Annotated in this window: 24 protein-coding genes and 1 other annotated feature; of the genes, 9 read left to right on the top strand and 15 right to left on the bottom strand. The window is 51.8% G+C overall.

The features are described from left to right. The first annotated feature begins 80 nt into the window (after nt 1-80). The 8 genes from ppsR to NNO02_RS17475 all read left to right on the top strand — a co-directional run bounded on the left by ppsR (nt 81) and on the right by NNO02_RS17475 (nt 8,201). Nucleotides 81-914 (top strand): posphoenolpyruvate synthetase regulatory kinase/phosphorylase PpsR, encoded by an 834-nt coding sequence (gene ppsR, locus NNO02_RS17510; protein WP_137383349.1) that lies wholly within the window; start codon nt 81-83, stop codon nt 912-914. 126 nt (nt 915-1,040) lie between these two features. Next, entirely contained in the window at nt 1,041-2,087 is a 1,047-nt protein-coding gene (gene aroH / locus NNO02_RS17505; protein WP_137383350.1) for a 3-deoxy-7-phosphoheptulonate synthase AroH, read from the top strand. Nucleotides 2,088-2,296: 209 nt separating this feature from the next. Then, the gene (gene hemP, locus NNO02_RS17500) at nt 2,297-2,485 is read left to right on the top strand and encodes a hemin uptake protein HemP (protein ID WP_271440813.1); all 189 of its coding nucleotides are present in this window, start codon (nt 2,297-2,299) and stop codon (nt 2,483-2,485) included. 72 nt (nt 2,486-2,557) lie between these two features. Continuing rightward, nucleotides 2,558-4,543, top strand: coding sequence for a TonB-dependent hemoglobin/transferrin/lactoferrin family receptor (locus tag NNO02_RS17495; RefSeq protein WP_271455371.1), 1,986 nt, complete (start codon nt 2,558-2,560; stop codon nt 4,541-4,543). Between the two features lie 47 nt (nt 4,544-4,590). After that, nucleotides 4,591-5,619 carry a hematinate-forming heme oxygenase ChuS gene (gene chuS, locus NNO02_RS17490; protein ID WP_271455370.1) on the top strand — a complete coding sequence of 343 codons (1,029 nt, stop codon included), beginning with the start codon at nt 4,591-4,593 and terminating at the stop codon, nt 5,617-5,619. Next, a complete protein-coding gene (locus tag NNO02_RS17485) occupies nt 5,616-6,437 on the top strand; it encodes a heme/hemin ABC transporter substrate-binding protein (protein WP_271455369.1) in 822 nt (273 codons plus the stop codon). Before chuS ends, NNO02_RS17485 begins: the two co-directional genes overlap by 4 nt. Beyond that, nucleotides 6,437-7,429 carry a FecCD family ABC transporter permease gene (locus NNO02_RS17480; protein ID WP_271455368.1) on the top strand — a complete coding sequence of 331 codons (993 nt, stop codon included), beginning with the start codon at nt 6,437-6,439 and terminating at the stop codon, nt 7,427-7,429. Before NNO02_RS17485 ends, NNO02_RS17480 begins: the two co-directional genes overlap by 1 nt. Beyond that, nucleotides 7,422-8,201 (top strand): heme ABC transporter ATP-binding protein, encoded by a 780-nt coding sequence (locus NNO02_RS17475; RefSeq protein ID WP_271455367.1) that lies wholly within the window; start codon nt 7,422-7,424, stop codon nt 8,199-8,201. Before NNO02_RS17480 ends, NNO02_RS17475 begins: the two co-directional genes overlap by 8 nt. Here NNO02_RS17475 and selO read toward each other — a convergent pair. The 14 genes from selO to thrS all read right to left on the bottom strand — a co-directional run bounded on the left by selO (nt 8,198) and on the right by thrS (nt 20,990). Beyond that, entirely contained in the window at nt 8,198-9,640 is a 1,443-nt protein-coding gene (gene selO / locus NNO02_RS17470) for a protein adenylyltransferase SelO (RefSeq protein ID WP_271455366.1), read from the bottom strand. The two genes, NNO02_RS17475 and selO, sit on opposite strands and share 4 nt — an antisense overlap. A gap of 64 nt (nt 9,641-9,704) precedes the next feature. Then, nucleotides 9,705-10,415, bottom strand: coding sequence for an EAL domain-containing protein (locus tag NNO02_RS17465; protein ID WP_271455365.1), 711 nt, complete (start codon nt 10,413-10,415; stop codon nt 9,705-9,707). 316 nt (nt 10,416-10,731) lie between these two features. Continuing rightward, complete coding sequence (locus NNO02_RS17460) at nt 10,732-11,196, bottom strand: NlpC/P60 family protein (RefSeq protein ID WP_005120307.1); 465 nt, start codon at nt 11,194-11,196, stop codon at nt 10,732-10,734. A gap of 77 nt (nt 11,197-11,273) precedes the next feature. Further along, nucleotides 11,274-12,023, bottom strand: coding sequence for a vitamin B12 ABC transporter ATP-binding protein BtuD (gene btuD / locus NNO02_RS17455; RefSeq protein WP_271449090.1), 750 nt, complete (start codon nt 12,021-12,023; stop codon nt 11,274-11,276). After that, complete coding sequence (locus NNO02_RS17450; protein WP_271440757.1) at nt 12,023-12,574, bottom strand: glutathione peroxidase; 552 nt, start codon at nt 12,572-12,574, stop codon at nt 12,023-12,025. The genes btuD and NNO02_RS17450 overlap by 1 nt, the downstream gene beginning before the upstream one ends. Before the next feature lie 74 nt (nt 12,575-12,648). Then, a complete protein-coding gene (gene btuC, locus NNO02_RS17445; protein WP_271455364.1) occupies nt 12,649-13,629 on the bottom strand; it encodes a vitamin B12 ABC transporter permease BtuC in 981 nt (326 codons plus the stop codon). Nucleotides 13,630-13,749: 120 nt separating this feature from the next. Then, complete coding sequence (gene ihfA / locus NNO02_RS17440) at nt 13,750-14,049, bottom strand: integration host factor subunit alpha (protein ID WP_003030571.1); 300 nt, start codon at nt 14,047-14,049, stop codon at nt 13,750-13,752. Between the two features lie 4 nt (nt 14,050-14,053). Then, entirely contained in the window at nt 14,054-16,441 is a 2,388-nt protein-coding gene (gene pheT / locus NNO02_RS17435) for a phenylalanine--tRNA ligase subunit beta (RefSeq protein WP_271455363.1), read from the bottom strand. Nucleotides 16,442-16,456: 15 nt separating this feature from the next. Further along, nucleotides 16,457-17,440: a phenylalanine--tRNA ligase subunit alpha gene (gene pheS, locus NNO02_RS17430; protein ID WP_137383362.1), complete on the bottom strand. Its 984-nt coding sequence runs from the start codon at nt 17,438-17,440 to the stop codon at nt 16,457-16,459. Between the two features lie 124 nt (nt 17,441-17,564). After that, nucleotides 17,565-17,689: a sequence feature (Phe leader region), on the bottom strand. Further along, nucleotides 17,640-17,684, bottom strand: a complete 45-nt coding sequence (pheM, locus tag NNO02_RS17425; RefSeq protein WP_001386830.1) for a pheST operon leader peptide PheM — start codon at nt 17,682-17,684, stop codon at nt 17,640-17,642. It overlaps the preceding feature by 45 nt. 120 nt (nt 17,690-17,809) lie before the next feature. Beyond that, entirely contained in the window at nt 17,810-18,166 is a 357-nt protein-coding gene (rplT, locus tag NNO02_RS17420) for a 50S ribosomal protein L20 (protein ID WP_003030578.1), read from the bottom strand. A gap of 55 nt (nt 18,167-18,221) precedes the next feature. After that, a complete protein-coding gene (rpmI, locus tag NNO02_RS17415) occupies nt 18,222-18,419 on the bottom strand; it encodes a 50S ribosomal protein L35 (protein WP_003030583.1) in 198 nt (65 codons plus the stop codon). Between the two features lie 96 nt (nt 18,420-18,515). Further along, nucleotides 18,516-19,058 (bottom strand): translation initiation factor IF-3, encoded by a 543-nt coding sequence (gene infC, locus NNO02_RS17410; protein WP_048997935.1) that lies wholly within the window; start codon nt 19,056-19,058, stop codon nt 18,516-18,518. Nucleotides 19,059-19,061: 3 nt separating this feature from the next. Next, entirely contained in the window at nt 19,062-20,990 is a 1,929-nt protein-coding gene (gene thrS / locus NNO02_RS17405) for a threonine--tRNA ligase (RefSeq protein ID WP_271440754.1), read from the bottom strand. Nucleotides 20,991-21,293: 303 nt separating this feature from the next. On the opposite strand from thrS, the gene yniD reads away from it, so the two are divergent. Beyond that, nucleotides 21,294-21,401: a small membrane protein YniD gene (gene yniD / locus NNO02_RS17400; protein WP_003030590.1), complete on the top strand. Its 108-nt coding sequence runs from the start codon at nt 21,294-21,296 to the stop codon at nt 21,399-21,401. 236 nt (nt 21,402-21,637) lie between these two features. On the opposite strand, the gene NNO02_RS17395 is transcribed toward yniD, so the two are convergent. After that, nucleotides 21,638-22,396, bottom strand: a complete 759-nt coding sequence (locus tag NNO02_RS17395) for a DUF481 domain-containing protein (RefSeq protein WP_137383363.1) — start codon at nt 22,394-22,396, stop codon at nt 21,638-21,640. Nucleotides 22,397-22,517 lie beyond the last annotated feature (121 nt).

Below are 22,517 nucleotides of genomic sequence, written 5' to 3'. Positions count from 1 at the left end.
AATAGTTACAGCAATATTCGCTTCTGACGAATTTTAATTTATGCTTTCAGAGAATTATGTCTGCCCCCAGGATGAGCAAAATGGATAATGCTGTTGATCGTCATGTATTTTATATTTCTGATGGCACCGCCATCACCGCAGAGGTATTGGGTCATGCGGTAATGTCGCAATTTCCGGTCACGATCAGCAGCATTACGCTGCCGTTTGTTGAAAATGAGAGTCGTGCTCGTGCGGTTAAAGACCAGATTGACGCCATTTATCAACAAACAGGTGTGCGTCCGCTGGTATTCTACTCCATCGTGTTGCCGGAAATTCGCTCGATCATTTTACAAAGTGAGGGTTTTTGCCAGGACATCGTCCAGGCACTGGTTGCCCCGCTGCAACACGAGATGAAACTCGACCCCACACCGATCGCGCATCGCACGCACGGCCTGAATCCTGGCAATCTCAACAAGTATGATGCGCGTATTGCCGCCATTGATTATACCCTCGCGCACGACGACGGTATCTCGTTGCGCAACCTTGATCAGGCGCAGGTGATTCTGCTTGGCGTTTCCCGCTGCGGAAAAACGCCTACCAGCTTATACCTGGCAATGCAGTTTGGTATCCGGGCCGCTAACTACCCCTTTATTGCCGATGATATGGATAATCTGGTACTGCCCGCCTCTCTGAAGCCGTTACAACACAAACTGTTTGGTCTGACGATTGACCCTGAACGCCTGACGGCCATCCGCGAAGAACGCCGTGAAAACAGTCGCTACGCCTCGCTGCGCCAGTGCCGAATGGAAGTTGCTGAAGTAGAGGCGCTGTACCGGAAAAATCAAATTCCGTGGTTAAACAGTACCAATTATTCAGTAGAAGAGATTGCCACCAAGATCCTCGACATCATGGGGCTGAATCGCCGCATGTACTAGAATGCTAGTGCATTGGTTCGATTTTTTGTTATTATGCTCGCCACCAGGCAGGATGAGTGTGATATTGTGATGTACATCACTTCCCGGTAGTCCTGCCGTTGAAGCAACAAATTTCTGAGATAAGTAATGAACAGAACCGATGAACTCCGTACTGCGCGTATTGACAACCTGGTCACTCCAGCAGAGCTTGCGCAACGGCATCCTGTTTCGTCCTCCGTCGCCCGTCATGTCACGGAATCCCGACGCCGGATAGAAAAAATTTTGAATGGTGAAGACCCTCGCTTGCTGGTTATCGTTGGCCCTTGCTCGATTCACGATCTCGATGCCGCCATGGAATACGCCACGCGTTTGCAGGCACTACGTACTAAACACCAGGCGCGTCTGGAAATCGTGATGCGTACCTATTTTGAAAAACCGCGTACCGTCGTGGGCTGGAAAGGCCTCATTTCCGACCCGGATTTGAATGGCAGCTATCGTGTAAATCATGGTATTGAGCTGGCACGTAAACTGCTGTTACAGGTCAATGAACTGGGTGTACCGACAGCCACTGAATTCCTCGATATGGTGACAGGGCAGTTTATTGCCGATCTGATCAGTTGGGGCGCAATTGGTGCACGCACCACAGAGAGCCAAATTCACCGTGAAATGGCTTCTGCGCTCTCCTGCCCTGTCGGGTTCAAAAACGGGACAGATGGCAATACACGTATCGCCGTCGATGCTATTCGCGCGTCACGCGCCAGCCACATGTTCCTCTCACCGGATAAAACCGGGCAGATGACTATCTATCAGACCAGCGGCAACCCCTACGGTCATATCATCATGCGCGGTGGTAAAAAGCCGAACTACTCTGCCGAAGATATTGCTGCTGCCTGCGATACGCTGCATGAATTCTCTCTGCCGGAGCATCTGGTGGTGGATTTCAGCCATGGTAATTGCCAGAAGCAGCATCGCCGTCAGTTAGAAGTGTGCGATGACGTCTGTCAGCAGATTCGCAATGGTTCGACGGCAATAGCCGGGATCATGGCGGAAAGTTTCTTACGCGAAGGTACGCAAAAAATCGTCAGCGGCCAGCCACTGGTTTATGGTCAGTCAATCACCGATCCCTGCCTGAACTGGGAAGATACGGAACTGCTGGTCGAAAAACTCGCCGCGGCGGTAGACAGTCGATTCTAACATCATGCCCGGGTGGCGGTTTCGCCTGACCCGACCTACGGTTCGTGCCCATCCAGGCCCGGTCAGCATCATGCTACCGGGCTTTTTTAATGCAGCGCAATCCCGCAAATTTGATCCCGTCACAATTATTTCACAAAAAGGCTTGATGCAAATTCTTAGTTTATTGATAATGATTATCATTGTTACATTGATTGTTATTTTTAAACACTATGTCACGTATGGATAACACTACAGCAACGCCTGCAAAAGAAAAAACACCGCCTTCTGTCACGCCTGACGAACGTCGGATTGACAGTAAAAGCCTGCTGGGAAATGAAGGACGAGTGATCATAGAACATGATGGTCAGCACTACCTGCTGCGCCAGACACATGCCGGTAAACTCATTCTGACTAAATAAATACCTATCACGCCAGCCACCCAGGTGATACCCAGGCAGCCAGCGCTTTCGATTTTCTAATGGAGAGTTGCTATGCCACACCTGCACACAACATCGCTGCGCCCATCGCTTTTGGCGCTGGCGATCGTAAGTCACCTTCCCGTCGCCGCCTATGCGGCGGCTGAAGATATGACTGTCACCGCCACCGGCAATGCCCGCAGCGCCTTTGAAGCGCCAATGATGGTCAGCGTGATTGATGCAACCGCGCCGGAAAACCAGACGGCCAGTTCAGCGGCAGATCTGTTACGTAAAGTGCCTGGACTTACCCTTGACGGTACGGGACGAACCAACGGTCAGGACGTCAATCTGCGCGGCTATGACCGCCGCGGAGTGCTGGTGCTGGTAGACGGCGTACGTCAGGGAACCGACACCGGACACCTGAACAGCACATTTCTGGATCCGGCGCTCATTAAACGTATCGAAGTGGTGCGTGGCCCTTCGGCTCTGCTGTACGGCAGCGGTGCGCTCGGCGGGGTCATCGCCTATGACACAGCAGAGGCTAAAGACTTACTTGAAGCGGGTAAAAACAGCGGTTACCGCGTGTTCGGTACTGCTGCCTCGGGCGATCATAGCCTCGGCATGGGTGCCAGCGCGTTTGGTCGAACCGACACGCTGGACGGTCTGCTCGCCTGGTCAACTCGCGATCGCGGTGACTTACGCCAGAGCGACGGTACCACCGCGCCGAACGATGAAGCAATAAACAATATGCTGGCAAAAGGTAGCTGGAAAATTGACAGCGCCCAGACGCTGGCAGGCTCACTACGTTATTACAACAATGATGCACGTGAGCCCAAAAATCCGCAAACCAGCGCAGCAGATACCAGTAACAACCCGATGACCGATCGCTCAACGATCCAGCGTGACGCACAGTTGACCTACACGCTCGCCCCTGCGGACAATGACTGGCTGAACGCTGATGCTCGCATTTACTGGTCCGAGGCGCGCATTAATGCCCAGAATCCGGATGCAACTAATGAGTTTCGCAAACAAACGACCAAAGGCGGAAAAATTGATAACCGCAGCCGGTTGTTTACCGACTCTTTTGCTTCTCACCTGTTAACTTACGGGGGGGAGTACTATCGCCAGGAACAACGCCCCGGCGGTGCGACGACCGGTTTCCCTGAGGCAAAAATTGATTTCAGCTCCGGCTGGCTACAGGATGAAATCACCCTGCGAGATCTGCCAGTAACATTGCTGGGTGGTACACGCTATGACTCATATCGCGGTAGCAGCGATGGTTACGCGGATGTCGATGCCGACAAATGGTCGTCCCGCGCAGGAATGACCGTCACGCCGGCCGACTGGCTGATGCTATTCGGGTCCTGGGCTCAGGCTTTCCGCGCGCCGACAATGGGCGAGATGTACAACGATGCAAAACACTTCTCCATCGGCCGTTTTTACACCAACTATTGGGTACCCAACCCTAACCTGCGTCCGGAAACCAACGAAACGCAGGAGTATGGCTTCGGTTTGCGCTTTGACGATTTGCTGATGGCAAGCGATGCGCTCGAATTTAAAGCCAGCTATTTCGATACCAAAGCCAAAGATTACATCTCCACCAGCGTCAATTTTGCTGCCGCGACCACCATGTCCTATAACGTACCCAATGCCAAAATCTGGGGCTGGGACGTGATGGCGAAGTACTCCGCCGACCTGTTCAGTTTAGACATGGCCTACAACCGTACACGAGGCAAAGATACCGACACGGGTGAATACATTTCCAGCATTAACCCGGATACCGTCACCAGCAAACTGAACATCCCCGTGGCACACAGCGGTTTCTCAGTCGGCTGGATAGGCACGTTTGCAGACCGCTCAACCCATATCAGCAGCAGCTACACCAAACAACCCGGCTATGCCGTAAACGACTTTTACGTGAGCTATCAGGGTCAACAGGCGCTGAAAGGTATGACCACCACGCTGGTACTGGGTAACGCTTTTGACAAAGAGTACTGGTCTCCGCAAGGCATTCCGCAAGATGGCCGTAACGGCAAAATTTTCGTGAGTTATCAGTGGTAATCACCCTGCCCCGACGAGCCGGGGCAGCAATCTGGAAGGAAGAAGCAATGAATCACTACACACGCTGGCTGGAACTGAAAAAAGAACATCCTGGAAAATACGCGCGTGACATCGCAGGGTTGATGAACATTAGCGAAGCTGAACTGACCTTCGCACGCGTCGGTCATGACGCGTGGCGTTTACGCGGCGAAGTGCGCGAAATCCTGGGCGCTCTGGAAGCCGTAGGCGAAACAAAATGCATTTGCCGTAATGAATATGCGGTGCATGAACAAACAGGCGCCTTTACCAACCAACACCTTAACGGGCATGCCGGGCTGGTACTGAACCCACGCGCCCTCGATTTACGTCTGTTCCTGAACCAGTGGGCCAGCGCCTTCCATATCAGCGAAACCACCGCCCGTGGCGAACGTCAAAGTATCCAATTTTTCGACCATCAGGGTGATGCGCTGCTGAAGGTTTATGTCACGGAGAATACCGATATTACCGCATGGGGTTCGCTGCTGACCCGTTTCATCTTTGCAGAAAACCCGCCGCTGACGCTGCAAACTGTCGAACCCGTCGTTCCCGCCGTTAACGTAGACGCTGCGACAGTGGACAAAGAGTGGCGCGCCATGACCGATGTTCATCAGTTCTTCGGCCTACTGAAGCGCCATAATCTTACCCGCCAACATGCATTTAATCTGGTAGGTGACGACCTGGCCTGTAAAGTCAGTAATGGCACGTTGACACAGTTACTCGAAACCACACAACAAGATGGCAACGAAATCATGGTATTTGTGGGAAATCGCGGCTGCGTGCAGATCTTTACCGGCGTGGTAGAAAAGCTGGTGCCGATGAAAGGCTGGCTCAATATTTTCAACCCGACCTTTACCCTGCATCTGCTGGAAGAGCGCGTCGCCGAAACGTGGGTAACACGTAAACCGACCGCCGATGGTCACGTGACCAGCCTGGAGTTGTTTGCCGCAGATGGCACGCAAATCGCCCAGCTTTATGGACAGCGTACGGAAGGTGAACCGGAGCAGGCGCAATGGCGAGCGCAGATCGATGCCTTAACGCCAAAAGGACTGGCCGCATGAAAAAACTGCTGGTCCTGATTGCGCTGCTGCCCATCGCAGCGCTGGCTGCTGACGAAGAACGCGTTGTGGCTCTCGGTGGTGATGTCACCGAGATTGTATACGCACTGGGAGCACAGTCTTCCCTTGTGGCGCGAGACAGCACCAGCCAGTGGCCTGAAGCGGCAAACACGCTACCGGATGTTGGTTATTTACGCCAACTCAACGCCGAAGGGATCCTGGCTACCCGCCCAACGCTGGTGCTAGCAAGCGCACAAGCGCAGCCTTCTCTGGCGCTAAAACAGCTTGAGCAGAGCAACGTCAGGGTTGTCACGATCCCGGCGAGTAACGATCTTAACGTGATTGATGAAAAAATTCGCGTCATCGCCAAAGCCACCCATCGGGAGGCTGACGGTGAAACGCTGCGCACCCGCTTACGTCAGGAAATGACGGCATTGCCGTCATCTGAACTTAACAAACGCGTGCTGTTTATTCTCAATCATGGCGGGATGACCGCGATGGCGGCAGGCCAGCATACCGGAGCCGATGCCGCTATTCTCGCGGCCGGCTTACGTAACGCAATGCAGGGTTTTAGCCGTTACCAGCCGTTATCACAAGAAGGCGTAATAGCCAGCCAGCCTGACCTGGTGGTGATCTCACGGGATGGTATTCAGGCCGTTGGTGGTGAAGCTAACCTGTGGGCACTGCCTGGACTTGCGCAAACGCCTGCCGGGCGCAATAAGCAGGTACTGCAGATTGATGATATGGCATTACTGGGCTTTAGCGTTCGCACGCCACAGGCCATTTTGCAGCTACGCGCCAAAGCGGAGCAATTGCCCTGATGACCCGACGAATCACCTGCTCGTTATGGACGCTGGCCTTTATGCTGGGTGTCATGACGATACTGGCGACCGGTTTTGGCGCGTTGCGCCTGCCGGTAAGCCTGCTCTGGCAGGACGGAGATGACGCTTTGCGTCAAATCTGGCTCACCATTCGGCTACCGCGCGTTCTGCTCGCGCTGGTGATTGGCGGCTCACTGGCACTGGCTGGTTGCATCATGCAGGGATTGTTTCGCAACCCGCTTGCCGACCCAGGGCTACTGGGCATTAGCAGCGGTGCGGCCTGCGCCGTCGCCCTGTGGGTAGTGTTACCGGTCTCATTACCCGCGTTACTCATGCTGTATGCGCCAATGATGGCAGCATTTCTCGGGGCACTGGCTGCCACCGTGGTGATTTTTATCCTCAGCCAACAGCGTGACGGTTCACTATCGCGTCTGTTGTTGGTCGGAATTGCCATCAACGCACTCTGCGGGGCGGCGGTCGGCGTTCTGTCGTGGATCAGCAATGATGCGCAACTGCGCCAGTTGTCACTGTGGGGGATGGGCAGTTTGGGTTCTGCGCAGTGGTCAACACTACTGGCCGTCACCTCGCTAATGCTCCCAACAGTACTGGTTATCTGGCGCCTGGCTGCGGCACTGAACCTGTTACAACTGGGTGAGGAGGAGGCGCATTATCTCGGCGTTGATGTCCGGACGATCCAGCGTATTTTGTTGTTGTGCAGCGCATTACTCGTGGCCGCTGCTGTAGCGGTCAGCGGAGTCATTGGGTTCATCGGTTTGGTTGTTCCGCATTTAATGCGTATGTGGCTCGGCTCAGACCATCGGGCCGTGATCCCCGGTTCTGTTCTGGCTGGCGCATTTTTACTACTGATTGCCGATACTCTCGCCCGCACCGCCGTTGCGCCTGCGGAAATGCCCGTTGGTCTGTTGACCAGCATTCTCGGTGCGCCATGGTTTTTATGGCTTATTTTTCGTCAGCGAGGAGAGCATGACTGAACATTTTATTGCCGAAGGACTTCACTACCGCCTTGCTGGTCGCTCAGTTATTGACGACGTATCGCTCAAACTTGCTAAAGGTGAACTGGTCGCGCTAATCGGGCCGAATGGTGCGGGAAAATCCACCCTGCTACGTCTGTTGACCGGCTTTCTTAAACCGACTGCCGGACACTGTTTGTTAGATGGCAAATCACTGGCTGACTGGAGTACGCAGTCGCTGTCGCGCCATCGCGCGGTTATGCGTCAGCAAACGCAGGTAGGTTTTGACTGGCAGACAGAAGCCGTCATCGCGATGGGTCGCGCACCCTGGACCCAACAGCAGGAACCCCGACTTATCGCTCAGGTAATGGAAATGACCGGATGCACACCGTTGGCGGGCCGGCAATACGCCGCGCTTTCCGGTGGCGAACAACAGCGAGTGCAGTTGGCCCGTGCACTGGCACAACTTTGGTGCAACGGCGCGCCTCACGGCTGGTTATTCCTTGATGAACCCACCTCTGCGCTGGATCTTTATCACCAGCAGCACCTGTTACGCTTGCTGAAGACGCTAACCGCTTCGGGAGAGCTGCATGTGTGCATTGTGCTTCACGATCTCAATCTGGCAGCACTGTGGGCTGACCGGATCATACTGCTCCATCAAGGACGCATTGTGTCTCAAGGAACGCCCAACACCGTGTTGCAGGCTGATGATCTGATACGCTGGTACGGTGCCCAGGTTCACGTTGGCCAACACCCGGCCAACGCCTCCCCACAGGTTTTTCTCGCACCTTAGCTGGAACAACTCACTTCCAGCCGTTTACCCCAGTCAGGTGGACGGCTGATATAATCATCATCCCGATCGATAAACGGCGTACGTAACGCAGCGTGTAACCGATGTAGTTCGGTATAATCACCCTGCTCTGCCTGGCTTATTGCCCGCTGAGCCAGCCAGTTACGTAGCACCATAGCCGGATTCGCCGTCTTCATCTGCGCTTGTCTGACAACATCAGCTACATTGTCTTGTTGCAGGCGCGTGCGGTAACGTGTGAACCAGTCGTCGAATGCCGCACGGTCAATAAACTCATCGCGCAGTGGGGACAAGGCACTGTGTTGTTCCGTTTGGCTGAGCATGCGGAACGTTCGCGTGTAGTCGCTACCTTCCCGCGCCATCAGGCTAAACAGTTCGCTAAGGATTTCGTTATCGTTTTTCTGCTCGCTAAAGAAACCCAGTTTTTGCCGCATGCGTTGCCCATAGCGGGTGAGCAAGGCCAGTTGATAACCGTCCAGCGCATCATTGAGCACATCAACCGGAATGAATGGCGACAGCGTCTGCGCCAGACGTTGTAGGTTCCACAACGCCGCAGCAGGCTGATTATCAAAACTATAGCGCCCCTGATGATCGGAGTGGTTGCAGATAAAATCTGGCACGTAATCATCAAGGAAACCGAAGGGACCATAATCCATCGTCAGGCCAAGAATCGACATGTTGTCCGTGTTCATCACCCCATGCGCAAAGCCTACGGCTTGCCAGTCGGCCATTAACGTCGCGGTGCGCGAAACAACATCCGTAAACCACAACTGATACTTATCCGCCTCTTCCTGCCAGTGTGGCCAGTAATGACGGATCGCAAAGTCAGCAAGCTGGCGTACTTTTTCCGGTTCACGACGATAATAAAAGTGCTCAAAATGACCGAAACGCATATGGCTTTGTGCCACGCGAATAAGCATCGCGCCTGCTTCAGTGGTCTCTCGCTGCACCGGAGTCTCGCTGGTGACAATCGACAAGGCCCGGGTTGTGGGTATCCCCAAATAATGCATGGCTTCACTGGCCAGGCTCTCTCTAATCGTCGAGCGCAGCACGGCGCGCCCATCCCCCATGCGGGAATAAGGCGTTAATCCAGCGCCTTTCAGATGCCAGTCAAGGGTTGTGCCATCTGCAAGCAATTGCTCACCCAGCAGAATCCCTCGTCCATCGCCGAGCTGCCCGGCCCAGACACCGAACTGATGCCCGCTGTAGACTTGTGCCAATGGCGACATCCCAGGTAGTAGCGATTCGCCCCCCCATACACCTGCCCCACCAGAAACATCAAACAACGCATCTGGAATACCCAATTGCGCAGCCAGAGCATCGTTATGCCAGATGATGTGCGCGTTTTTCAGGGGGGTGGGCGAAAGAGCGGTATAGGTTGCTGGTAATTCATCACGCCAGCGAGTAGTAAAAGACAGGGTCATAGGGCCTCCTGTCTCTAGTGTAGACTGTTAATAGCCTGTTAAACACCAGCAAATAAAAGGGTTATCATTTTACCAGTGAAATGATCTTTGCAGGTGATACCGCCGGCCACAGTCCTCCTTGCATAGCGCCGAATCCCAAAGGCAATACCCGCGCCAGCATCTCCTGTGTATCAATACCGCTAATGATGATTGATTCACAACTGGGGGATAATTGCGCCAGAATAGCCCGCATAAACGGCTCAAACGAAATATGTGTAATCCTTTGTTGAACAAAGTTTTTATCCAGCACGACACGTTTGAACAGACCATCAAAAATTGCCCGCGTGGATATGCCCCCGGCACCGTAGTTTGTCAGTATTAATGGGAACCGCGCAGCCAGAGCCGCCAGTGTGGGATTTTCTTTGCCACTGTTTAACTCCGGATAACTTTCATTAATCGTCAGTTCAATAAATGAAAATCGTTCAACACGTGAAGCATATTCTGCGTCTGATAATAAAGTATTAGCAACCGCTGGCGTTAAATTAATCCAGGCCGGAATTTTGCGTTGAATAAAAAAGTGTTGGCACGTTTCGATTAATTCCAGCTTCTCGGCAAATAAACGACATTGCTCGTCGTCTGACATCCGGGGCATAACCAGCTCTGTTGGCATGCGTACGTTGCCATCCGGGCTGACAAAGTTTGTAACAATATCGACGAACTCAAGGTCACCTTTTTCACTTCGTGCAGGAAGAAAAGAGAACTCTGAATGATAAAGATAATCCAGTGAAACAATCATTGTGCCAGCCCCTCTGCATGGGTGTAATCCGGCATCCTGTAGCAAAGGATGGAAAAATACGTTGCTGCTGATACAAATAGAGGCCCTTTCATTTTTCCCTTTTTAGCCAGTAAATCGAATCCTTTTTTTTTAGCTTATCCTGATTATAAACGAATATCCAGCTTTGCACTTTTTAATATCTCGGGATAAATCATATTTTTAGCAAGATACGCTCTTAACGTTTGGGGTTATTGACCGACAAACAGCAGAAGTGAAAGTTGACATTTAAAATGAGGATGACGAGACAACCGCGCGCCGATCTCGTCATCCGTAATGATTAAATTCGACGTGCCTGCCAAAAGTTTTTACGCCAGTAGACGTTATCCAGTGAAGAACGCATCACTCCGCGACTGGTTGAAGCATGGATAAATTGATTATTGGTATCGTAAATTCCGACATGCAGACCACTTTCACCGGAACCCGTTTTAAAGAAAACCAGATCGCCGGGTAGCAAATCATCTTTATCGATCTCGGTACCAATCTTTGATTGAGTACGTGTGTCTCGCGGTAATTGAAGATCGAATTGGTCACGCATCGTCATCAACACAAATCCCGAACAATCCACCCCGCTACGGCTCATACCGCCGTAGCGATAGGGAGTGCCATGCCAGGTTTGCAACTGATCGTTAAGACCCGCGATAACGGCGATAGAGTCCGACAGTCGGGCATTCGGCGCAGGAGCACGATGGCTGCTGCACCCCGCCAAAAACAATGCTGTGATGAAAAGGAGCCAAAAGCGCATTCAGGACGAATCCTCTGATTTTTATTTTTGTGTCAATTTAGCGTGGAAATTATGTGATTTTCAAGAACCCATTTAACTTAAGTGGTTGATATGAGCATTCTGTGGCCTTCAATATCCAGGCGACGGAAATTTACACCATAGGCCAACGACAGATTTGCTGGCGTCAGCACCACATCACGCGAACCGCTCGCCAGCAGCTTTCCGCGTTTGAGCAACCACGCCTTGTGCGCATGGCGTAGCGTATGGTTAAGATCATGACTGCTCATCACAATGGCGATTCCTTGCAGACACAGCTGGCTCAACAATCTATCCAGCGCGTTTTGTTGCGCCACGTCCAGGCTATTCATCGGCTCATCCAGCAACAAAAGTTGCCCATGCGGATTAGACTGTGGACTCATTTGCAGGATGACGGCCGCCAGACGCACACGTTGCCATTCCCCCCCTGACAGCTGATTTACACCACGTCCCAGTTTATCGCCCAGCCCAAGCGCATCAGCCACCTCCTGCAGCAGGTCTGTTCGGGCTTTATCAGGCTGATGCAGCGTCAGAAAATGCCAGACCGGCATCGCAAATGGCGGATTTTGCTGTTGCGCAAGATAAGCACGATACTGCGCCAGCTTCGCTGCCGGCCAGTCTCCGAGCGGTGTATCACCAAAGGTGATGCTTCCCTCTCCCGTCGTCAGTCCCGCCATTCGCGCCAACAACGTACTTTTCCCCGCGCCGTTGGGGCCCACTAAATGCAGGATCTCTCCTGCTTTAATTTCACCAGATAGCGGGCCGAGTCGGGTAGATTCCGCAACATCCTGTAGCAGCATTAATCGGGACATTAGTTGGCCAATGCAGTCTTTATAGCGTGTACAAGAATCGGGTCCTCAGGCGTCATATCAGGAGAATAACGCTGCAGCACCTGCCCATCCCGACCGACTAAGAACTTCTCGAAGTTCCACAGAATATCGTCCGGGTAGAGCGGTGCCCGCCCTTTACTCGCCATACGCGCATAAAATCCGCTATCCGCCGGTGCAACCGCTGTGGGTGCCGCATCAATCAGCTTCTGATACAACGGATGGCGGGCTTCGCCATTGACATCAATCTTACTGAACATCGGGAAGGTAACGCCCCAGGTGGTGCTGCAATACGTCTTAATCTCGTCTTCGCTGCCGGGCTCCTGCCCCAGAAACTGGTTGCAGGGAAATCCCAGAACGGTGAAACCCTGCCCATGCCAGGCTTTCTGCAGGTTTTCCAGTTGCTCATACTGCGGCGTTAACCCACATTTTGAGGCTACGTTGACAATTAACAGTACATTTCCGGCATACGCCTGCAATGAGGTCGCCTCGCCGTCGATGGTTGTCACTTCCGTATTAAAAAGCGTGTTTTGCATAGCATCTCCAGACCAACAGGTGAATAGTGGGATGACCCTGTTTAGCTTTTAAGCATAGACCGAACCTGCGCTTTCTAGCGCGCAGCTTTTAACAATAACCAGATAAATACCGGTGCGCCCATCGTAGCCGTCACCACGCCAATGGGTAATTCAGCCGATGCCAGTACCAGACGTGCGACAACATCAGCAAACAGTAGTGCAATTGCCCCCGCCAGCGCACACCCAGGGAGTAAAACGCGGTGGTCGGTTAATCCACACAGTCGCAGAATATGGGGGATTACCAGCCCGATAAAACCAATTGCCCCCGCCAGCGCCACGCTTACGCCGACCATCCATCCTGTGGCAACCACCAGCAGGTTGCGCCAGAACCATAGGGGCAGTCCCAGCTGGCGCGCGGAGGTTTCCCCCAGCGCCAGCATATTCATCGGCTGCGACTGACAGCAGATCCACACCAGCACCGGAATCAATGCCACCATGAGCCAGGCCTGATGCCAGTCTACGCCGCCGAAGCCCCCCATCATCCAGTACATCAACTGTCGAAGATCAAAAGAGGTGGAAAAATAGATAGCCCAGGTCATCAGCGCGCTGCAGATAATCCCCAGCGCCACGCCTGCCAACAGCAAACGACTGGTCGATAAATGTCGGCGGGCAAAACGAAGAAGAATGAGGGTGATAATCAGCGCACCAGCAATGGCGCACAGGCCCAATGCCCAGCCGGGCAATTGCCCTTGCCCCAACAGCACTGCCGCAATAAGCCCAACCCCCGCGCCATTAGACACGCCGAGTAAGCCAGGCTCCGCGAGCGGGTTTTCAAACAGCGCCTGCATCACCGCGCCAGCCAGGGCCAGTGCGGCACCTACCAGCAATACGGCAAGTGTACGAGGAAGTCGAATTTGCCAGACAAACAGATCGCCACGAGCGCTAAACCAATCGCCGGGAGCAATCCACTGTTCTCCTGCGCACAAACTTATCATGGTTGCCAGCAGCATCAGCACTGACAGAGACAGTATCCAGCGCACGTTTCGTCGCTGCTGTTGATGGGCGAAAGTCAGCATGTTTTCCATTCTGCTGAAAAAAGATGGGGAGATTCTACGGTGCTGATTCAGTAGTGAAAAGGAAAAAGGCCGCATAGCGGCCTTTTTAGTTATACGCATCATACTTTGCGTATCGTTAAATCACTCTTCTTTGGGCGTTGCGTTTTCAACCCGGCTTTTTAACTTCTGCCCGGGTCTGAAGGTCACCACGCGCCGTGCTGTAATGGGAATATCTTCGCCCGTTTTCGGGTTACGTCCCGGACGTTGATTCTTATCACGCAGATCGAAGTTACCAAAACCAGAGAGTTTTACCTGCTCACCATTTTCCAGAGCACGACGGATCTCTTCGAAAAACAGCTCGACCAGTTCTTTGGCATCCCGCTTGCTAAGCCCAAGCTTATCAAACAGATATTCTGACATTTCAGCTTTTGTAAGCGCCATAGGTTCAATCCCTCAATGATGCCTGGAATCGCTCTTTTAATGCCTCTACACATTTGGCGACGGTAGCGGCAATCTCCTCTTCTTCAAGTGTACGGCTGGTATCCTGAAGGATCAGGCTGATAGCGAGGCTCTTATAACCCTCCGCAACACCCTTACCGCGGTACACGTCAAACAAGTTTACGCCAACTACCTGATTTACGCCAACTTTCTTACATTCGGATAAAATATCCGCTGCGGGAACGTTTTCTGCCACAACAACGGCGATGTCACGGCGGTTCGCCGGGAAGCGAGAAACTTCACGCGCCTGAGGCACCACGCGGTCTGCGAGCTTATTCCACTCCAGTTCGAACACCAGAGTGCGACCGTTCAGATCCAGTTTACGTTCCAGTTCAGGATGAACAACCCCAATGAAACCAATACGTTCACCTTTCAGATAAATCGCTGCAGACTGGCCCGGATGCAGCGCTGGATTCGCTTCAGCTTTGAACTGGATGTCCGCCAGTTTGCCGGTCAGGTCGAGAACCGCTTCCAGATCGCCCTTCAGATCATAGAAATCAACCGTCTCTTTCGTCAGATTCCAGTGTTCATCATGACGGTTGCCGCAGATCACGCCCGCCAGCATCAGATCCTGACGGATCCCAAGGTTAGCCTGCGTATCCGGTACAAAACGCAAACCCGTTTCAAAAATACGCACACGGTTTTGCTGACGGTTTTGGTTATAAACCACCGTTGACAGCAAACCGGTCCACAGAGACAGACGCATTGCTGACATATCGATAGAGATTGGGCTTGGCAGCAGCAACGCCTCTTCTCCCGGATGCAACAACGACTGGACTTTAGGATCAACAAAGCTGTAGGTGATAACTTCCTGGTAGCCTTTATCATTCAGCATGGTTTTAACACGTTTCAGCGAGAGGTCCGCTTCACGATGCTCACCCATGATGAGTCCTGCCTGAATTGGGGTATTCGGGATATTGTCGTAACCGTATACGCGGGCGATTTCCTCGACCAGGTCTTCTTCGATCTCCATATCGAAACGCCAGCTCGGCGCGACAGCCTTCCACTCGCCATGGCCTTCAGTCACTTCACAGCCCAGACGACGCAGAATATCGCTCACCTGCTCATCGGCAATAGGATGGCCGATCAGGCGATCCAGTTTGCTACGACGCAGCGTAATAGTGGCACGCTTCGGCAACGTCGCTTCGTTGGTCACATCAATCACTGGGCCGGCTTCGCCGCCACAGATATCAATCAGCAGACGCGTTGCACGTTCCATTGCTTTGTACTGCAGCGCAGGATCGACACCACGCTCATAACGGTGAGAAGCATCGGTGTGCAGGCCGTGACGGCGCGCGCGACCGGTAATAGACAGCGGGCTGAAGAACGCGCATTCCAGCAGAACGTTTTGCGTTTCATCGTTCACACCAGAGTGCTCACCACCAAAGATCCCCCCCATGGCCAGCGCTTTGTTGTGGTCAGCTATCACCAGCGTATCCGCACTCAGTTTTGCTTCACTGCCGTCGAGCAGGACCAGGGTTTCCCCTTCTTTTGCCATACGCACGACAATTCCGCCTTCAATGCGATCTTTGTCGAACGCGTGCATCGGCTGGCCCAGTTCGAGCAGCACATAGTTAGTCACGTCAACCACTGCATCGATGGAACGAATACCGCAACGGCGCAGTTTCTCTTTCATCCACAGTGGCGTAGGCGCCTTAACATTGATACCTTTCACCACGCGGCCCAGATAGCGTGGGCACGCGTCAGCAGCATCGACCTGAATAGGCAGTACATCGTTAATGGTCGCCGCTACCGGGGTGATTTCCGGTTCAACCAGCGGAGCTTTGTTCAGCACAGCCACATCGCGCGCAACACCGATAATGCCTAAGCAGTCGGCACGGTTCGGCGTAACGCTGATTTCAATGGTGTTATCGTTGAGTTTCAGATATTCACGGATGTCGGTGCCAATCGGCGCATCGGCAGGCAGTTCAATAATACCGTTATGATCGTCGGAAATACCCAGCTCAGAAAACGAGCACAGCATGCCTTCAGACGGCTCACCACGCAGTTTCGCCGCTTTGATTTTAAAATCACCCGGCAGAACGGCACCAATGGTCGCTACCGCAACTTTCAGTCCCTGGCGGCAGTTCGGCGCACCACAGACGATATCCAGCAGGCGATCGCCGCCGACATTCACTTTGGTGACGCGCAGTTTGTCAGCGTTCGGGTGCTGACCGCACTCAACTACTTCACCGACAACAACACCGTTAAATTCACCGGCAACGGCTTCCACACCATCAACTTCCAGGCCCGCCATCGTAATTTGGTTTGACAGCGCATCGCTATCAATTGCTGGGTTAACCCATTCGCGTAACCACAGTTCACTGAATTTCATTGTATTACCCTGCCTTTATTTAAACTGTTTGAGGAAACGCAGATCGTTTTCGAAGAAAGAACGCAGATCGGTAACGCCATAACGCAACATGGTCAGACGCTCCATCCCCATGCCGAAGGCAAAACCGGAATAAATTTCTGGATCGATACCGACGTTACGCAGCACGTTCGGGTGAACCATACCGCAGCCCAGTACTTCCAGCCATTTTCCGTTTTTACCCATGACGTCAACTTCCGCAGAAGGTTCAGTGAACGGGAAGTAAGAAGGACGGAAACGAACCTGCAAATCTTCTTCAAAGAAGTTACGCAGGAAATCGTGCAGCGTACCTTTCAGGTTGGTGAAGTTGATATTGGTATCAACGATCAGGCCTTCCATCTGATGGAACATCGGGGTGTGCGTCTGATCGTAGTCGTTACGATATACACGGCCCGGCGCAATGATGCGGATCGGCGGCTGTTTTTCTTTCATGGTGCGGATCTGCACGCCGGAGGTCTGCGTACGCAGCAGACGCGTTGCGTCAAACCAAAAGGTATCGTGGTCGGCACGCGCCGGGTGATGGCCAGGAATATTCAGCGCGTCAAAGTTATGATAATCGTCCTCAATTTCTGGACCTGTTGCCACGGTAAAGCCCAGTTCACCGAAGAAACTTTCAATCCTGTCGATAGTACGCGTTACCGGGTGCAGTCCACCATTTTCGATACGGCGTCCCGGCAGGGAGATATCGATAGTTTCTTCAGCCAGGCGCGCGTTCAGTGCAGCATTTTCTAATTCGGCTTTACGCGCGTTCAGCGCTTGCTGTACCTGCTCTTTGGCTTCGTTGATTACCGCACCTGCTGCCGGGCGCTCTTCTGGTGGCAGCTCGCGCAGGGTTGTCATCTGAAGGGTCAAGTGCCCTTTCTTGCCCAAATATTCGACGCGGACATTGTCTAACGCGGCAACATCTGAAGCCTGGTTAATGGCGGCCGTTGCACTGGCAACCAGCTCTGCGAGATGTGACATGGTTTTCCTCGTTATGTTGCGATATTCACTAGTCGCTCGTATATACGCAAAATCATTCAAGTTGTATCAAGGCGGCAAAAGAGCGAATGCAGTCAATACAGAGACAACTTGAAGGATGACGCGTATAAAAAAAGCCTCCACCAGGGAGGCTTTTAGGCGCTGTTTTCCGTTTCTTCTTTCACGCGCAAGCCTCCTGAGTTCAGGTGCTAAAGTAAAAGAAGAAGCGGAAAATAGCAGCATTCATGCTTGCGTTACCTTGTGTGGTAAAAACCGGACAACCTTTATTGAAAAGGCTTACGGATAAATTGTCAACCAATTGATTGAACTACAAATAAAAGAGAGGGAGCCAGGCTCCCTCTTTTCACCGGCTTATGCCAGAGCTGCTTTCGCTTTTTCGACCAGAGCGGTGAACGCTACTTTGTCGAATACTGCGATGTCAGCCAGGATCTTACGGTCGATTTCAACAGAGGCTTTTTTCAGGCCGTTGATGAATTTGCTGTAAGAAATACCGTTCTGACGTGCTGCTGCGTTGATACGCGCAATCCACAGTTGACGGAACTGACGCTTTTTCTGACGACGGTCACGATAAGCGTACTGACCAGCTTTGATAACAGCCTGGAAGGCAACGCGGTATACGCGAGAACGCGCACCGTAGTAGCCTTTAGCTTGTTTCAAAATTTTCTTGTGACGTGCACGGGCAACTACACCACGTTTTACGCGAGCCATATGTGCTCTCCTGTCTCTATATTCTTAGTAAAAAAATGAATTAAACGTTAACGGCTTATGCGTACGGCAAGCACGCGATAACCAGACCCAGATCGCCTTTAGACACGAGGCCTTTTGGACGCAGGTGACGTTTACGCTTAGTAGATTTTTTGGTCAGAATATGACGCAGGTTTGCGTGCTTACGCTTAAATCCACCACCACCGGTTTTTTTGAAACGCTTAGCAGCACCGCGTACGGTCTTAATTTTTGGCATTTTAATAACTTCCACTTCGCATTGTTAATAAACGAAACGTAGGCGAACAACGGCTGTGGAACCCGCAGGCTCCACAGACATTGCTACTTGAAGGCCTTACTGTTTCTTCTTAGGAGCGAGCACCATGATCATCTGACGGCCTTCGATCTTCGTTGGGAAGGATTCGACTACTGCCAGTTCACTCAGATCGTCACGGACGCGGTTGAGCACTTCCATACCGATCTGTTGGTGGGCCATCTCACGACCGCGAAAACGCAGCGTGATCTTAGCCTTATCGCCATCTTCCAGAAAGCGTACCAGGCTGCGGAGTTTTACCTGGTAATCGCCATCGTCGGTGCCAGGACGGAATTTAATTTCCTTAACCTGGATAACTTTTTGCTTTTTCTTCTGTTCCTTAGAAGACTTACTCTTTTCATAAAGGAACTTGCCGTAGTCCATAATACGACAAACTGGCGGTTCGGCGTTAGGGCTGATTTCAACTAAATCTACTCCAGCTTCTTCAGCCTTTTCGATCGCTTCTCTCAGACTCACAATACCCAAAGCTTCGCCTTCCAGACCTGTTAAGCGAACTTCCAGGGCGCGAATCTCGCCATTGATACGATTCGGACGTGCCGTTTGAACTCGTTTTCCGCCTTTAATACCTTATTCCTCCAGTTGTTGAAGACTGCGGCTGCGAATCTCTTGTTGCAGCTTCTCAATCACTTCATTTACGTCCAGGCTGCCCAAGTCTTTGCCACGACGGGTGCGCACGGCAACTTTGCCTGCTTCTACCTCTTTGTCGCCACAGACCAACATGTAAGGGACACGACGTAAAGTGTGCTCGCGGATTTTAAAGCCTATCTTCTCATTTCTCAAGTCTGCTTTTACACGAATACCCGCATTTTGTAGTTTCTGCGTTAATTCGTTGACGTATTCAGACTGAGAATCGGTAATGTTCATGACCACAACCTGAACCGGCGCAAGCCAGGTCGGGAAGAAGCCGGCGAACTCTTCAGTCAGGATACCGATGAAACGTTCCATAGACCCAAGAATTGCGCGGTGAATCATAACCGGCACCTGACGTTCGTTGTTTTCGCCAACATAAGAGGCGCTTAAACGGGACGGCAGGGAGAAGTCCAGCTGTACAGTACCGCACTGCCATGCACGATCGAGGCAGTCATACAGGGTAAATTCAATTTTCGGACCGTAGAACGCGCCCTCACCCAGTTGGAACTCAAACGGGATGTTATTTTCTTCCAGCGCAACGGCCAGGTCAGCTTCAGCACGGTCCCACATTTCATCGCTGCCGATACGTTTTTCGGGGCGAGTGGACAGTTTGACGACGATTTTCTCGAAGCCAAAAGTGCTGTACATATCGTAGACCATACGAATGCAAGCGTTAACTTCATCACGAATCTGCTCTTCAGTACAGAAGATATGTGCATCATCCTGAGTAAAGCCACGTACACGCATCAGACCGTGCAGCGCACCTGACGGCTCGTTACGGTGACAGCTACCAAATTCAGCCATACGCAACGGCAGATCACGATAGGATTTCAGACCCTGGTTAAAGATCTGAACGTGGCCCGGGCAGTTCATGGGTTTAATGCAGTATTCACGGTTCTCAGACGAGGTAGTGAACATCGCATCTTTGTAGTTGTCCCAGTGACCTGTTTTTTCCCACAGCACACGGTCCATCATGAACGGACCTTTAACTTCCTGATACTGATATTCTTTCAGTTTCGAGCGAACAAAAACTTCCAGTTCGCGGAAGATAGTCCAGCCATCGTTATGCCAGAACACCATACCCGGTGCTTCTTCCTGCATATGATACAGGTCAAGCTGCTTACCGATTTTGCGATGGTCACGCTTGGCTGCTTCTTCCAGACGTTGCAGGTATGCATTCAGGGCTTTTTTGTCGGCCCATGCAGTACCATAAATACGTTGCAGCATCTTGTTGTTGCTGTCGCCGCGCCAGTATGCCCCTGCGGTCTTCATCAGTTTGAAGTGATGACAGAAACGCATGTTCGGCACGTGCGGACCACGGCACATATCGACGTATTCTTCATGATGGTACAAGCCAGGCTTGTCATCATGGGCAATGTTTTCATCAAGAATAGAGACTTTATAGGTCTCACCACGCTTCACGAAGGTTTCGCGCGCTTCGTACCAGCTGACTTTCTTCTTAATGACATCGTAGTTTTTCTCAGCGAGCTCGTGCATCCGTTTCTCGAGCGCGTCGACATCTTCCTGGGTTAACGTACGGTCAAGATCGATATCGTAGTAAAAACCGTTGTCAACAACCGGTCCGATCGCCATTTTGGTGTTCGGCCAAAGTTGTTTGATCGCATGCCCTAACAGGTGCGCACAAGAGTGACGAATGATCTCCAGACCTTCTTCATCCTTCGCGGTGATAATGGAGAGTTTCGCATCATCTTCAATCAGATCGGAAGCATCTACCAGCTCACCGTTAACACGGCCAGCAATAGTCGCTTTCGCCAGACCTGGACCGATGTCCAGCGCAACATCCATGGGGCTTACAGCGTGGTCGTAATGGCGTTGGCTGCCATCAGGAAGAGTAATAACAGGCATGTTATATCCTTATTTGCAGTGGTGCCCCACACGTAAGAGCACATACAAAGATTCAATATTTAAAATTATCAAAAAGGTCTGGGCTGATTCCCGCTTCACTCTGCGAAATATGTCACAGGTCACCTGACAGGCAACGCTGGACCTACGCCCGTTTTTTGATAACACCGTTTGACAGTGTACACGGCATTACGAGCCGATCAAAGCTGCAATCAATGCGCTTTCCATGATGTAAATCAATTCACGGACACCCTTCTATCTTTGTTACACTAAGTCGAATGGTCTGACCTGGGCAGGAAAAGAACAATGCCAACAAATCGTTTTGCCAAAAAACACTGGAAGATGGTTGTAATACTGCTGGTTATTTGTGCGGCAATGCTGATGCTACGCTGGGCAGCCATGATCTGGGGTTAAACGTCAGAAGCACTATGCCAACCTGAGCAAATATATTCTACAGACTGTTAATTGTGTTTAATTATGACGGTAATGCTGAAATGCCATTTTCAGGACAGCCTATTTATTCATTAAATTGAAAGCGTCTAAAAATGCGGGATGTCAGAAAAGCGTCAAAAATAAAGCGCGGTTAGGATAATAAAAGTACTTAACGTTAATTTATAAAAGCCGGGCCAGTTAACTGGCCCGGCTAACTATTACATCCGATAGCCGAGCGAAACCGTCGTGCGGCGATCGGTATGCTCCGGCGCGGTTGCCGGCGGTTCGGAGTTCCAGGTCACGTTGTACGCAACCTTCAATCCAAAGTGTTCGTTGATAGCAACATTCAAGGCCGTTTCAGAATTCAGCGTTGTATCATCGGCACCAAATACCGACACACCCTGCGTAAACTTGGTGTTGTCCGTCATCTGCCACGCATAAGCCCCGGACGCATAACCTAACGGCTGCGTTTCAGTGGTGCCATCAGTGTGCTCGTCATAACGTACACCAGGACCGAATTCAAAGCGGAAGCTGTGCACCGGTCCATTAAGAAACTGTCGACCATAACCGGCCGTTAGCACGTCACGCTCACGGTATCCGTTATAACGGTCTGTTAACCAGCTGGCCTGACCAAAGAGATAGTCATAGTCAGTCATGTTGTAACGACTACGACCACCTACAGCATATTTCTCAGATGAACGTTCATCATTTGAGGAGGTGTTGCTGGCATTTCCCCACAGAGACCACGCCGTAGATTGACCATACCAGGTCATGGTGGTGTCTGCGGTTAAAGAAGAACTTTTTGTGTTGCCTGACTGGGCAAGATATCCCGCGTTCAGGTTACCTTCAAAGGGTTTTTTCGCGCTGGAAGGGTCATCCATGACAGTAAAAACGGAATCATCGGCGGCGGCATGCATTGACGCAAACACGCACCCCGTCAGCAATACTGCTGCGGGCACTGTCTTCAAAAGCTTCATTTATAAAGAGTCCGTACAACAAAAAAAGAGACCATAACGGTCTCGGAAACTTTCATGTGGATCAATGACAAAAGACCCTTGAAAGGTAACAAATTATAAAAAGACTCGAATAACATAGCAA

The sequence above is a fragment of the Citrobacter sp. Awk 2 genome, assembly GCF_028069815.1.
In the GTDB taxonomy this organism is placed as follows: domain Bacteria; phylum Pseudomonadota; class Gammaproteobacteria; order Enterobacterales; family Enterobacteriaceae; genus Citrobacter.
This window is presented reverse-complemented; position numbering and strand designations above follow the sequence as displayed.